The 14227-nt window shown below is 70.1% G+C and carries 9 protein-coding genes and 1 pseudogene; 7 read left to right on the top strand and 3 right to left on the bottom strand.

The genetic code is table 11. From position 1 onward, the window contains the following. A pseudogene (locus ADL12_RS43125) lies at window positions 1-1098 on the bottom strand (helix-turn-helix domain-containing protein). 434 nt (window positions 1099-1532) lie between these two features. Between ADL12_RS43125 and ADL12_RS43120 the strand changes: the two are divergent. The 3 genes from ADL12_RS43120 to ADL12_RS43110 all read left to right on the top strand — a co-directional run bounded on the left by ADL12_RS43120 (window position 1533) and on the right by ADL12_RS43110 (window position 4856). Further along, window positions 1533-2768 (top strand): AAA family ATPase, encoded by a 1236-nt coding sequence (locus ADL12_RS43120; protein WP_062713738.1) that lies wholly within the window; start codon window positions 1533-1535, stop codon window positions 2766-2768. A gap of 59 nt (window positions 2769-2827) precedes the next feature. Then, window positions 2828-3436, top strand: coding sequence for a hypothetical protein (locus ADL12_RS43115; RefSeq protein WP_062713817.1), 609 nt, complete (start codon window positions 2828-2830; stop codon window positions 3434-3436). Window positions 3437-3758: 322 nt separating this feature from the next. After that, window positions 3759-4856 (top strand): integrase core domain-containing protein, encoded by a 1098-nt coding sequence (locus tag ADL12_RS43110; protein WP_062713737.1) that lies wholly within the window; start codon window positions 3759-3761, stop codon window positions 4854-4856. 117 nt (window positions 4857-4973) lie between these two features. Here ADL12_RS43110 and ADL12_RS43105 read toward each other — a convergent pair whose 3' ends face one another. Beyond that, complete coding sequence (locus ADL12_RS43105) at window positions 4974-5453, bottom strand: restriction system modified-DNA reader domain-containing protein (protein WP_244188258.1); 480 nt, start codon at window positions 5451-5453, stop codon at window positions 4974-4976. 295 nt (window positions 5454-5748) lie between these two features. Further along, window positions 5749-7032, bottom strand: a complete 1284-nt coding sequence (locus tag ADL12_RS43100; protein ID WP_244188259.1) for an MFS transporter — start codon at window positions 7030-7032, stop codon at window positions 5749-5751. A 475-nt stretch (window positions 7033-7507) separates the two neighbouring features. On the opposite strand from ADL12_RS43100, the gene ADL12_RS43095 reads away from it, so the two are divergent. Genes ADL12_RS43095 through narI form a run of 4 tightly spaced genes read left to right on the top strand, consistent with a single transcriptional unit; the run spans window position 7508 to window position 14203 of the window. Then, a complete protein-coding gene (locus ADL12_RS43095) occupies window positions 7508-11146 on the top strand; it encodes a nitrate reductase subunit alpha (RefSeq protein WP_208614742.1) in 3639 nt (1212 codons plus the stop codon). Beyond that, on the top strand, window positions 11146-12849 hold the full coding sequence (gene narH / locus ADL12_RS43090; RefSeq protein ID WP_062713725.1) for a nitrate reductase subunit beta: 1704 nt from the start codon (window positions 11146-11148) through the stop codon (window positions 12847-12849). The genes ADL12_RS43095 and narH overlap by 1 nt, the downstream gene beginning before the upstream one ends. Further along, the gene (gene narJ, locus ADL12_RS43085) at window positions 12846-13475 is read left to right on the top strand and encodes a nitrate reductase molybdenum cofactor assembly chaperone (protein ID WP_062713724.1); all 630 of its coding nucleotides are present in this window, start codon (window positions 12846-12848) and stop codon (window positions 13473-13475) included. The genes narH and narJ overlap by 4 nt, the downstream gene beginning before the upstream one ends. Further along, a complete protein-coding gene (narI, locus tag ADL12_RS43080; RefSeq protein ID WP_062713723.1) occupies window positions 13472-14203 on the top strand; it encodes a respiratory nitrate reductase subunit gamma in 732 nt (243 codons plus the stop codon). The genes narJ and narI overlap by 4 nt, the downstream gene beginning before the upstream one ends. The last annotated feature ends 24 nt before the right edge of the window (window positions 14204-14227 follow it).

The following is a 14227-nucleotide window of genomic DNA, read 5'->3' as shown; positions in this document are numbered from 1 at the left end:
TCACGCAGCATGCTGGTACTCGTGGAGGGTGCCGCCGAAGCGGTCGCGTCGTCGTATGTCGAGGTGGGCGATAGCGTCCGGGTCGGTGATCGGGGGTGGCAGGGGGTGAAGCCGACGGGCGTTCGCGATGCCCTGGTGCGGCCGGTGCGCGTTGCAGAACTGCTCGAACTCCCGCAGTGCGTAGAGGAGATGCCGCTGGTTCCAGATCAGGGTGCGGTCCAGCAGTTCACGGCGGCAGGTCTGCACCCATCTCTCCATGACGGAGTTCATGCGGGAGATCCGGATGCCGCTGAGCACGACCTCGATCCCCGCGTCGGCGAGGATCGTGTCGAACAGTCCGGGGAACTCCCCGTCCCGGTCCCGGATCAGGCAGCGGGCCCGGCAGCCGACGTCCTGGAGGTCCACGACGAGATTCCTCGCCGCCCGCACGACCCAGGAGGCGGCCGGGTGCGCGGTCACACCCAGGACCCGGATGCGCCGGTCCGTGTGCCTGATGGGCGCGAACACCTACAGCCGCGCCCCGGACAGGGTGAAGGTTTCGAATAGGTCGCACGCGAGGAGCGCGTCCGCCTGGGAGCGCAGGAAGTCCGCCCAGGTCCTGGACGTCCGCTCGGGTGCCGGCGGGATCCCGGCGTCCTTGAGGATCTCCCAGACCGTGGACGCCGCCACTTTCACGCCGAGGACGAGCAGTTCACCGTGCAGGCGCCGGTAGCCCCAGGCCGGGTTCTCGCGGGCCAGGCGCAGGACCAGGGCGCGGATGGAGCGCACGGTGCGCGGTCGGCCCCCGCGTTTCGGCCGGGACCGGGCGGCGTGGCGGCGGGCGACCATGTCGCGGTGCCAACGCAGCACCGTGTCGGGCCGTACCAGCAGCCGCATCCGACGCAGCACCTCGGGCGGCAGACCCTGGAGCAGCGCCGCCAGGAACGCCCGGTCGCCCGCGTCGAACCGCACCCGCTGCCCGTTCAGCTGCCGCTCCAGCACTGCGATCTGATGGCGCAGAGCCAGGACCTCCACGTCCATGTCCCGATCGCTCACCGGCAGCAGCCGCAGCATCGCGAAGGCGCTCGCCATGCCCAGGTACACCAGTCGCAGCAGCATGGTCGGTCATCATGCCCGGGTGATCGCCAGTCGTGCCAGAGTCGTCGACGTCGGCGAAGCGGCCGACATCCCGCGAACCGTCGCGCACTGGCTCCAACCAGCGCGGATGACGTTATCGGCAAGGGCAGGGTCACGGACCGCCGTGACGGCCCGGGCAAGACCGTCTGGGCGTCACTCAAGGCTGGCCGGCGCCCGACGGAGTCAACCGTGGCGGATCGGTGAATCGATGTCAGCCGTGGCAGATACGCTGAGCCACGATCGTCCACGGCTGGTCGATCATCGTCCGTCCATGGACGCACGACACGACGGAGGAGGCGCTATGCCCGCTCACCGGGACGTCCGCGAGCAGCACTCGCGCAGGAGTACGCACCTCGCGTCGCCGCGGCCCGCGCCGGCGCGTCCGCCGTACCGTGCATCGACTCGATAGGTTGCCCATGCCCGGCCGTCTGCTAGAACTCCACGTCGAGCACTTCCGCAGCCTGCGGGATGTGACCGTGCCGCTCGGTCCCCTCACCGTGCTGGTGGGCCCGAACGGCGCGGGCAAGTCCAATGTGCTGGAGGTCTTCGAGTTCCTCGCCGACATCATCCGCACCGACCTCCAGCCGGCGCTGGACTCGCGCGGCGGGTTCGACGAGGTGGCCTTCTGGGGCGGGAGCAGGCCGCCGACCTCGATGCGCATCCAGCTGAAGGCCACCTGGACCAGTAATTCGACGCTCAAAGCGCCGGACGAGTACAACCTCGTCATCCGCCGCCGCTCCCTGCCGTCGAACCGGGACGGCAGAGGGACGCGGTACACCCTGTCCCGTGAGGAAAGGTTCGCGTTCAAACGCAAGCAGGGACGCGGCCGGCGCATCAGCATCTCCGGCGAGGAAGCTCGCGTCGTCGACGAACGGGCGGGACAGACGAAGGACAGCGGCAGCTTCGGTATCCGCAGGCTCAGCAGTGGTCTGTCCACGCTGCCCCGGCTCGGTCCCGCCGACGGCGGCGACGAGGTGACACGGGTCGCGGACCGGCTGTCGTCGTTCCGGGTCTTCGACGTCGACGTGGCGGCAGCCCGTCAGCCGACACGGCTGCGCGGCGCGGACTTCGCCACGCTCTCGCCGCATGCCGAGAACCTGGCCGGATTCCTGATCCACCTGAGCGGCCGTGAGGAGATCTGGGACGATTTAGTCGCCGACGCCCGGACCGTCCTGCCGCAGTTGGAGAGCATCGAGTTCGAGGAGGTCGGCGGCTCCACGGACCAGTTGACCGTCGTCCTGCGTGAACACGGCCTGCGCCGGCTCACCCCGCTCGCCTACGCGTCGTACGGGACGGTCCGTCTGTTGGGGCTGCTCGCGCTGCTGTACGACCCGAACCCGCCGGCGTTCACATGTATCGAGGAGATCGACCACGGGCTGCACCCGCAAGCCCTGGAACTCGTCGTGCAGCGGCTGCGCGAAGCCGCCGAGCGGACGCAGTTCATCGTGGCCACCCACTCCCCCGCGCTCGTCAACCGACTGCGACCGGAAGAGTTCGTGGTGTGCGACCGTGACGACGAGGGTGCGTCGATCATCCCCGCGCTGACCGTCGACGAGGTGAAGGCCATCGTCGAGGAGTCCGGCGAACAGCCCCTCGGAGAGCTGTGGTTCTCAGGTGTCCTCGGCGGCGACCTCACCGGAGGTGAGCTGTGACCGCGGGCGGGCGACGGGCCAGCGCGCGGACGTCCAGGGGCCAGGCGCGGGGCGTCATCGTGCTGGCTGGTGAGGATCAGAACGACTGCCAGATCCTCGCCGAGCTGATACGGGCGCACCGGCCCGATCTGAGTGACACCGCCAAGTTGGTCCGCATCAACGACCCTGTGCGGCTGCGCAGGAAGTCCGGGACGCAGCTGGCCGCCGCCGTGCAGACCCTGGCCGGGAAGGCCCGCGCGAAGGCCCTCCGGGAGCGCGCCGACCTGCTCGGCTTCGTCGTCCACGAGGACCTGGACGGGTACGCGGATGCCGGCTACGACCGGATCCGCAAGGCGCTCGCCGACGAACTGGCCCGCCAATGCCCGGAGTTCCGCACGGCTCTCGCGCTCGCCGCCTGGGAGAGCGAAAGCTGGTTGCTGCTGTTCCCGGACGCCTTTCCGCATGTGCGTCCGCGGTGGAAGGTGCCCGCGAAGCTCCTGGACAAGGACACCGGGCGTATCAGGGACGCCAAGGAGGAACTCAAGCGCGGGCTCGGCCTGCCGGTGTTCCGGGAGAGCGACGGCCCGGCGGTGGCCCGTGCGGCGCTCACCCGTCGGCTGATCCCCTCTCCGCGCGGCGGCAACCGCTCGTACGACGACTTCGTGGGCGACCTCGCAGGCTGGACCTGACCGACATTTCGGTTGTGCCGGGCATGCGCGCGGCGCACGACCGGGACCGGGATATGCCGGGGCGGGTCCCGTTGTCGGAGGTGAGCGGTATTTTTGATGCTGATCGTCACGCTGCTCTCGCCGACTGTCACGGCGGTATGCGCCCGTCGGTCCCTGAAGCCGTCCTGCCCGAAAGGTCCTCGTGAAGCCCACCCTGGCCGCCGCGCAGCTCCGCGGCAGTCTGACGCTGTGCTTGCCGGAAACCTCATCCATGCAGGTGAGGGTCTGTCTGGGGGGCAGGGTACTCGCGCGGCTGGTGATCGCCCCGGCATGATGGCCGGCCGTGCTGCTGCGACTGACGTATCTCGCTGTGACGAACGCGTTCGCCCTGCTGCGCCTACTGCCGATGAGCGACCATGGCAAGGACGCCGAGAGCCTCGCTCTTCGCCATCAGATCGGGGTACTGGAGCGCCAACTCGACGGCCGGAGAGTGCGGTTCACCCCGGGCGATCGCGCGTTCCTGGCAGCATTGCTGCGCCGGTTGCCGACGGAGGTGCTGCGCGGGGTGCGGCTGCTGGTGCGGCCGGACACGGTGATGCGCCGGCACCGTGATCTCCTCGCGCGCCGCCATACGGCCCGGTCCCGGCCGAAACGCGGGGGCCGACCGCGCACCGTGCGCTCCATCCGCGCTATCATCCCGCGCCTGGCGAGCAAGAATCCCGGGTGGGGATATCGGCGCATCCACGGTGAGCTGCTCGTCCTGGGCGTGCAGGTGGCTGCTTCCACGGTATGGCAGATCCTGAAGGAGGCGGGGATCGACCCGGTACCCGAGCGGGGTTCCAGCACCTGGACGGACTTTCTGCGCTCCCAGGCTGATGCCCTGCCGGCGTGTGACTTCTTCGAAGCGGTCACCCTGTCCGGGGCGCGGCTGTACGTGTTCGCCGTGCTCGAGCACGGCGGCCGGCGCATCCGGGTCCTGGGCGCGACGGCGCACCCGACCGCCTCCTGGGTGGCGCAGGCCGCGAAAAACCTTGTCATGGATCTCGAGGATGCCGGCTGCCGGGCCCGGTTCATGATCCGCGACCGCGACGGGAAGTCCCCCGCCCTGTTCGACACCGTCCTTGAGGATGCGTGGATCGAGGTCGTACTCAGCGGGATCCGGATACCGCGGATGAACGAGCTCATGGAACGGTGGGTGCAGACCTGCCGACGCGAACTGCTGGACCGCACCCTGGTCTGGAACCAGCGCCACCTGCTCCACGCCCTGCGCGAGTTCGAACAGCACTACAACTCCCACCGGTCCCACCAAGGCATCGCAGACGCCCGCCCGCTGCACCCCCTGCGACCGCCGATCACCGACCCGGACGCCATCTCCCACCTCGACATACGACGACGCGACCGCCTCGGCGGCACCCTCCACGAGTACCAGCATGCGGCCTGACCTGCGCGGACGAGATTCTCGGCAGGGACAGGGCGGGGGCCAAGAAAGTCCCGTGACTGCTGTGGGCGGTGCCCTCGCACCTTGTCCTTGGCGTTCCCAGGTCCTCGCCTGCGGCGTTCAGGCTGGTGCGGGTGGCGGGAAGTGCGTGGCGCGGAACTCGGCGAGGGTCTGCTCCACACCGGCGATGGTCAGACGCCAGAAATCCCAGCCGTCGATCTTGTTGCTGCCGGTCGCGGCCCTGGCGGCGGTGGTCGGGGTGCGCCAGGGGCGGCCCAGGACTTTGATCTGGCCCTCGTGGTTCAGGACTGCCTGGTGCGCCTTCTTCCCGTGCCGGCCGGTGAGGGTGATGCCGGCCTTCAGGTCGTCCGGGTCCAGATGTTCCAGCAGGTCTTGCAGGTCGATTCGGGAACGTGTCGGGTCGATGGTGGGTGTGGTGCCGGGCGTCGTTGCGGCCGGGGTGGGCGCGGCGGCGGGCCGGTCGCAGGCGCGCTGCAGGGCCAGGGCCATGGCGGCTGCCGAGCTGTATGGCGCCTTGGGCCCCACCTTGTCGTCGATCAGCTGCTGGATGGCGGGATCGTCCCCGTAGCGGGCGAGCACGCCGACCTCCCGCATGAGGCGGCTACGGAGCGGGACGAGGTGAGAGTCGTTGAGCGCGAGGATCCGTATGGTTTCGTCGGCGCGGCACAGGCCGCGTTTCGCTTCGGCCAGCGAGTAGGGGGTGTTGCTGCGCCGGGCGTAGCCAGCGCTGTCGAAGCCGAGCAGGTCGGGGTCGCTGTGGTGGGCTGGGTCGGGCCTTGCGGATAATTACGAAGCCGCAGGTCAGCGCGTTGCCTCGATGAGGCCCGGGAACGCCCCTCTTTGTTTTTGGGAACGCGTGGGGAGTCCTTGCAGGTCAGCCAGGGTTGCGCTGGGTCACTGATGGAACGACGGCCTTGGGCTCTGGCGAGCTGCCCCCTTGCGACGGTGCACATCGCTGCGCATGCTGTGTCGCGATGAGGCCGTGGTGGCCACCTGCACCGGTCACGATGTTTGCCCCGGCCTGTCGTCGCACGGCAGTCGTGGTGAACGCCGCGGCAGCGCCCGCGGTGACCGCCAGCAACACGTAACCCCATGAGTAGTCGTCCGTGGCGCCGTAAACGGCACCCATGACCAGGGGCGGGAAGAAACCGCCCAGCCCTCCAGCAGCGCCCACGACACCGGTGACCGCGCCGACCCGATCGGGGGGCACGAGGCGGGCGACGAGTGCGAACACGGCGCCCGATGCCGCGCCCAGGGCGGCCGCCATGCCGAGGAAGGCGAGCGTGCCGAGCGGGATGAGCGGCAGCTCGAAGGCGGCGAGGAGGGCGAGAGCCGCGACGGCGGCGTAGGCGGCGATGAGCACGGGCACGGGGTGCAGCCGGTCGGAGAGCCATCCGCCGACCGGGCGCATGGCGACGGCGAGGACGACGAAGCCAGCGGTGCGCAGGGCGGCGTCGGATCGTCCGAGGTCGTGGGCGGTGGTGAGGTAGGTGGGCAGGTAGACGCTGAAGGCGACGAATCCGCCGAAGGCCACGGCGTAGAGGAGGGCCAGTTGCACGGTGGCGGGCATCCGCAGGGTCGCCGTGGTGCGGGCGAGTAGTGAGCCGGGTAGTACGGCGCGGTCGGGCTTGTCGTGCAGCAGGAGACGGGCGGCCACGGCGTAGGCGACCAGGAGGCCGGTGACCAGGTCGAAGGGGAACGCGTACCCGACGGCGTCGGCCAGTTGCACGGTGGTGAAGGACGACAGGGCGGTGCCGCCGGTGCCGATGCCGAAGATCCCCAGCGCCAGTCCACGCCGCTCGGGCGGGTACCAGGCGTTGACGAACGGCACGCCGACCGCGAAGGTCGTGCCGCCCAGGCCGAGGAAGAAGCCGCCCGCCAGCACTTCGGTCAGGGAGTCGGCCAGGTGGCCGAGGTAGAGCACCGGCAGGACGGTGAGGGCGGCGACGAGGGGGAACATCCGGCGCGCCCCGACGCGGTCGGTGAGGGCGCCCACGGGGATCCGGCCGAGCGAGCCGACGATCACGGGTACCGCCACCGCGAGGGACTGCTGGAACGAGGTGAGGTCCAGGTCCTCGCGGAGGGTCGGGCCGAGCGGCGCCAGCAGCGCCCACGCCCAGAAGCAGAGCATGAATCCGGCGGTGGCCAGGGCGAGCATCCGCTGCGATTGCGTGGCTGCCGCCGTTCCACCGGTCCTCGGCCTTGAGGTGCGGCTCAAGGGGCCTCCTCCATGCTCCAAGGGCGGGTTTCCCCGGCCGTTCCGTGACTCGTCGATCCGCCTCACGATGCTGGTGCGTACTCACCCGCCCATCCGCTCGACGCGCCCGTCGCTTCGGGTGATGCTGTCCCGAGCATGTGATGCGGCGCGAGGGCCATGGAGGTGGAGCAAAGGGTCGTTCGGCCCCTGTCCGCGTGGCCTCGGTACGGCTGGAGTGGGCTGAGGAGGGAGGGCGGCCGGGACCGGTCCGGCGGTCCACCCCATACGGAAATGCGACATATAGGTAAGTTATGGACGGTTAGGTGTCCCACGACTCGCATGCAGGCGAGAGGTGACGATCGTGGCGGACGGCAGTACCCCTGGTGGGCCCGTCGGGCGTGACGGGCCCGCGTACGACGGTGCGGCGGCGGACGCCCTGCTGCGTGCCGGGCGCTTCTTCACCCGGCGTGATGTCTCAGCGGATCGGCGGGCAGTCTTCCTGGAGGGCGGTCGGCAGGGCGATGTCTTCTACCGGGACCGCTGGAGCCACGACAAGGTCGTACGGTCCACGCACGGGGTGAACTGCACCGGCTCGTGCTCGTGGAAGGTCTACGTCAAGGACGGGATCATCACCTGGGAGAGCCAGGAGACCGACTATCCGTCGGTCGGCCCGGACTCCCCGGAGTACGAGCCGCGCGGCTGCCCGCGGGGCGCGGCGTTCTCCTGGTACACCTACTCGCCCACGCGGGTGCGCTTCCCCTACGCGCGCGGTGTCCTGGTGGAGATGTACCGGGAGGCCAGGGCTCGCCTGGGTGACCCGGTGCTGGCGTGGGCCGACGTGGTAGGCGACCCGGAGCGGCGCCGCCGGTACCAGCGGGCCCGGGGCAAGGGCGGCCATGTGCGGGTGACGTGGGACGAGGCGGTCGAGATGGCGGCGGCCGCGCATGTGCACACGATCAGACGGTGGGGCCCGGACCGGATCGCGGGTTTCTCCCCGATCCCGGCGATGTCGATGGTCTCGCACGCGGTCGGGTCGAGGTTCATCGAACTCATCGGCGGCTGCATGACCTCCTTCTACGACTGGTACGCCGACCTCCCGGTGGCCTCCCCACAGGTATTCGGGGACCAGACCGACGTGCCGGAGTCCGGCGACTGGTGGAACGCCGCCTACCTGATCATGTGGGGCTCCAACGTCCCCGTCACCCGGACCCCGGACGCCCACTGGATGGCCGAGGCCCGCTACCGCGGCCAGAAAGTGGTCGTGGTGTCACCGGACTACGCCGACAACACCAAGTTCGCCGACCAGTGGCTGCACGCCCAGCCAGGCACCGACGGCGCCCTGGCGATGGCCATGGGCCATGTGATCCTCACCGAGTGCTTCGTCAAGCGCCGAGTGCCGATGTTCGTCGACTACGTGCGGACCTACACCGACCTGCCGTTCCTGGTGACGCTTCAGAAGCACGACGGCGCCTTCGTGCCGGGGAAGTTCCTGCGGGCGTCCGACCTCGGCGACACCTCCGAAGGGGCGGAGTGGAAGACCGTACTCGTCGACGGGCGCACCGGTGAGCCGGTCGTGCCGCGCGGCACGCTGGGCGAGCGGTGGACGGAATCCGGCATGGGGCGCTGGAACCTCGACCTCGGGGACATCAGCCCGCAGTTGACGCTCCTCGGAGAGCGGGCGGAGCCCGTCGAGGTCCTGCTGCCGCGCTTCGACACCACGGAGGGGAGCGGTTCGGTGCTGCGCCGCGGTGTCCCGGCGCGCCGAATCGGTGGCCGTCTGGTGACGACGGTCTTCGATCTGATGCTCGCGCAGTACGGCGTAGGGCGCGACGGCCTGCCCGGGAACTGGCCGACGGGGTACGACGACGCCAGCCAGCCGTATACGCCCGCCTGGCAGGAGGAGCACACCTCCGTACCGGCCGGCACCGTGATCCGGGTGGCACGCGAGATGGCGCGCAGCTCCGAGCGGTCCGGCGGCCGGACCATGATCATCATGGGGGCGGGCATCTGCCAGTGGTTCCACGGCGACGCGACCTACCGGGCGATCCTGGCCCTGCTGATGCTCACCGGCGCGATGGGCCGCAACGGTGGCGGCTGGGCGCACTACGTCGGCCAGGAGAAGTGCCGTCCCTTCACCGGCTGGTCCACGCTGGCGATGGCGACGGACTGGCAGCGCCCGCCACGGCAGATGATCGGCACGGCGTACTGGTACACCCACACCGACCAGTGGCGCTACGACGGTTACCGCGCCGACGCGCTCGCCTCACCGCTGGCCCGCGGCGACCTCGCTGGCCTGCACACCGCCGACACCATCGCGCTGTCCGCCCGGCTGGGCTGGATGCCCTCCTACCCACAGTTCGACCGCAACCCGCTCGACCTGGCCGATGAGGCCGCCGCCGCGGGCGAGGCCCCCACCGAGTACGTCGCCCGCAAGCTGGCCTCGGGCGAGCTCGGCTGGGCCTGCGAGGATCCGGACGCCGAGGAGAACTGGCCGCGTTGTCTGACCCTGTGGCGGGCCAACCTGCTCGGCTCGTCGGGCAAGGGGAACGAGTACTTCCTCAAGCATCTGCTCGGCACGCACTCCAGTCTGCGCGCGGCCCAGACACCGCCGGAGGGCCGTCCCCGCGACGTCAGGTGGCAGGAGGAAGTGCCCGAGGGGAAGCTGGACCTGCTGCTGGCGCTGGACTTCCGGATGACGAGTTCGACGCTGCTCGCGGACATCGTCCTGCCCGCCGCGACCTGGTACGAGAAGCACGACCTGTCCTCGACCGACATGCACCCGTACGTGCACGCCTTCACTCCGGCGATCGACCCGCCCTGGGAGACCCGCTCCGACTTCGCCGCGTTCACCGTGATCGCCCGGCGGTTCAGCGAGCTGGCGCGCGAGCACCTCGGCGTGCGGCATGACGTCGTCGCCACCGCACTGCAGCACGACACCCCCGGCGAGACCGCGCAGGCCCGGGGTACCGTCCACGACTGGCGGGGCGGCGATGTCGTTCCTGTCCCCGGCCGGACGATGCCCGCCCTGACCTTGGTGACCCGGGACTACGGGGCGGTCGCCGACAAACTCACCGCACTGGGCCCACTCACCGAACAACTGGGGCTGCCCGTCAAGGGGCTGACGCTCCACCCCCACGAGGAGGTGGAGCACCTCGCCCGCATCAACGGGGTGATGCTCGGCGGCGCCGGCGACGGGCGGCCCGCCCTGGACACCGACGCCAAGATGGCCGAGGCCGTCCTGGCCTTGTCCGGCACCACCAACGGCCGGCTCGCCGTCCAGGGCTTCCGCACCGCGGAGCGGCGCGTCGGGCGGCCGCTCTCCCACCTGGCCGAGGGCAGCGAGGAACGGCGGATCACCTTCGCCGACACCCAGGCCCGGCCCGTGCCGGTCATCACCAGCCCGGAGTGGTCCGGCAGCGAGACCGGCGGGCGGCGCTACGCCGCGTTCACCACCAACGTCGAGGAGCTGAAGCCCTGGCACACCCTCACCGGCCGCATGCACTTCCTCCTCGACCACGACTGGATCCACGAGTTCGGCGAGACACTCCCGGTCTACCGCCCGCCCCTGGACATGCACCGGCTGTTCGGCGAGCCCGAGATCGGCCCGGACGGCGAGAAACAGGTCACCGTCCGCTATCTGACCCCGCATTCGAAATGGTCGATCCACTCCGAGTACCAGGACAACCTGCTCATGCTCACCCTGTCCCGCGGCGGCCCGACCGTGTGGATGAGCCCCGCGGACGCGGAGGCGATCGGCGCCCGTGACAACGACTGGGTCGAGGCGGTCAACCGCAACGGCGTGATGGTGCTGCGCGCGATCGTTTCGCACCGTATGCCGACCGGCACCGTGTACGTCCACCACGCGCAGGAACGGGTCGTGGACGTCCCCCTCACCGAGGCCAGTGGCCAGCGCGGCGGCATCCACAACTCCCTGACCCGCATCCTCATCAAACCCACCCACCTCATCGGCGGCTACGCCCAACTGTCGTTCGCCTTCAACTACCTCGGCCCGACGGGCAACCAGCGCGACGAAGTCACCATGATCCGCCGTCGCTCCCAGGAGGTGACGTACTGATGCCCGGAAGCGAGCCGATCGGACGCTGCATGGCCCAGCTGGCCATGGTGATGAACCTCGACAAGTGCATCGGATGCCACACCTGCTCGGTCACCTGCAAACAGGCATGGACCAACCGCAGCGGCGTCGAGTACGTCTGGTTCAACAACGTCGAGACCCGCCCCGGCCAGGGCTACCCGCGCCGCTACCAGGACCAGGAGAAGTGGCAGGGCGGCTGGATCCGCACCCGCGGCGGCCGTCTCAGGCTCAAGGCCGGCGGCCGACTGCGCAAGCTGCTCACCCTCTTCGCCAACCCCGTGCTGCCCACCATCCGCGACTACTACGAACCCTGGACCTACGACTACGAGAACCTCACCACCGCCCCGCTCGGCGACGACTTCCCCGTCGCACGGCCGAAGTCACTCATCTCCGGCGAGCCGATGCGGGTGGAGTGGAGCGCCAACTGGGACGACAGCCTCGCAGGTGGCGCCGAGATCGCCGACCACGACCCCGTCATCGAGCGCATCCGGCGCGAGGCCGAGGAGAAGGTGCGCTTCCAGTACGAGCAGGCGTACATGTTCTACCTGCCGCGCATCTGCGAGCACTGCCTGAACCCCTCATGCGTCGCCTCCTGCCCCTCGGGGGCGCTGTACAAGCGGTCCGAGGACGGCATCGTCCTGGTCGACCAGGACCGCTGCCGGGGCTGGCGGATGTGCGTGACCGGCTGCCCGTACAAGAAGGTCTACTTCAACCACCGCACCGGCAAGGCCGAGAAGTGCACCTTCTGCTACCCCCGGGTCGAGGTGGGCCTGCCCACGGTGTGCTCCGAGACCTGCGTGGGGCGGCTGCGCTACATCGGCCTGGTCCTCTACGACGCCGACCGCGTCGGTACCGCCGCGTCGGTCGCCGACGAGAAAGACCTCTACCAGGCACAGCTGGACCTGATGCTCGACCCGGCTGACCCCCAGGTGATCGCAGCAGCGCGCCGGGACGGCATCCCCGACGACTGGCTGGAGGCGGCCCGCCGCTCCCCGGTCTACGCCCTGGCCAAGGACTACCGGGTGGCGCTCCCTCTCCATCCGGAGTTCCGCACGATGCCGATGGTCTGGTACGTCCCACCGCTGTCCCCGGTCGTCGACGCCCTGACGGACACCGGCTACGACGGCGAGGACGTCGACAACCTCTTCGGCGCCATCGACACGCTGCGGATCCCGATCGAGTACCTTGCCGAACTCTTCACCGCAGGCGACACCGAACCGGTCCGGCAGGTACTGCAGCGACTGTCCGCCATGCGGTCGTACATGCGCGCTGTCAACCTCGGCGATCCGCCCGACGAGCGGATCGCCGAGGCGGCAGGGATGACCGGACGCGAGGTCACCTCGCTCTACCGGCTGCTCGCCATCGCCAAGTACCACGACCGCTACGTCATCCCCACCGCGTACGAAGCAGAAGGCCGACGGCTCGAAGAGACCGGATGCAGCCTCGACTACGAAGGCGGACCCGGGATGTACGGCAGCGGCCCCTTCGGCGAAGCCTCGGGCCGGCCCCTGCCCGTGTCCGTCGAGACCTTCCACGCACTCAAGGAACGCCAGACCACCGGCGCCATCGCCGACCCGGAGCGCCAAGGCGCGCGGATCAACCTGCTGAACTGGGATGGCAAGGGCCGCCCCGAGGGCTTGTTCCCGCCCAAGCGCCCGCAGCAGCGCACCGAGGAGGAACGGTGATCGCCGAACGCCACGCCGCGGTGGTCTGCCAGGCAGCCGCGATCCTGCTGCAATACCCCGACGAAGGTGTCCGGGACCGCATCCCTCTGGTGGCCGAAGCCGTGGCCGGACTGCCTCCCGGCACCCCGCGCTCGGCGCTGACCCGCTTCCTCGACCACCTGGCGGCCACACCGCCACGCGACCTCGCCGAGACGTACGTCGCCACCTTCGACCGGCGCCGACGGTGCTGCCTGTATCTGACCTGGTGGAGCGACGGCGAGACCCGCCGCCGCGGCCAGGCCCTGGCCACGCTCAAGGCCCGCTACCGCCGCCACGGCCTCGAACTCGGCAGCAACGAGCTGCCCGACTTTCTTCCGGTCGTGCTGGAGTACACGGCGACCGGCGACCTCGCCGACGGGCTGGCCCTCCTCCAGGAGCACCGCGCCGGGATCGAACTGCTCAGGCTGGCCCTGCGCGACGCCGGCTCGCCCCACACCGCCGTCGTCGAAGCCGTGTGCGCACTGCTGCCCGGCCCATCCCCGCAGGACCGCGCCGCTGCTCAGCGTCTGGCCCGGACCGGACCGCCCCAGGAGACCGTCGGCCTGGAGCCCTTCGGACCGGCGCCGTCGGAAGGTGCCCGACGATGAGTGCCCTCGATGTCCTTCTCTGGGGCGTCCTGCCGTACGTCACCCTCGCGCTCCTCGTCGGCGGCACCGTGTGGCGTTACCGGTACGACCAGTTCGGCTGGACCACGCGCTCCTCCGAGCTGTACGAGTCCCGGCTGCTGCGCATCGGCAGCCCGCTGTTCCACTTCGGCATCCTCGTCGTCGTCATCGGCCACGTGATCGGGCTGCTGATTCCGCAGAGCTGGACCTCGGCCGCCGGCCTGTCCGAGACGGCGTATCACGTCCAGGCGCTGGTCCTCGGCGGTGTCGCCGGATTCGCCACGCTCGTCGGCGTCGCGATCCTCATCTACCGCCGGCGCACCACCGGTCCGGTGTTCATGGCGACCACGCGCAACGACAAGACCATGTACGTCGTCCTCGTTGCGGCCATCGTCGTCGGGCTGATCACCACGGTTCTTGGGGCGGGCGTCGTCGGCGAGGAGCACAACTACCGCGAAACGGTCTCGCCCTGGTTCCGCTCCGTCTTCACGTTGCAGCCGGACATCGACGCCATGGCCGCAGCGCCGCTGTCCTTCCAACTGCACACCCTCATCGGCATGCTGCTCTTCGCCATCTGGCCGTTCACCCGGCTCGTCCACGCCTTTACCGCGCCCGTCGGCTACCTGTTCCGGCCCTACATCGTCTACCGGTCCCGCTCGGCAGGCGTCCCGTCACGGGGGCCGCGCCGGGGCTGGGAAGGCCCAGGATGAGCACCGACACCCGGATTGCGGGCC

The sequence above is a fragment of the Streptomyces regalis genome (genome assembly GCF_001509475.1).
Classification (GTDB): Bacteria; Actinomycetota; Actinomycetes; order Streptomycetales; family Streptomycetaceae; genus Streptomyces; species Streptomyces regalis.
Note: the sequence above shows the minus strand (reverse complement) of the source record. Positions and strands in the feature narration are given on the sequence as shown.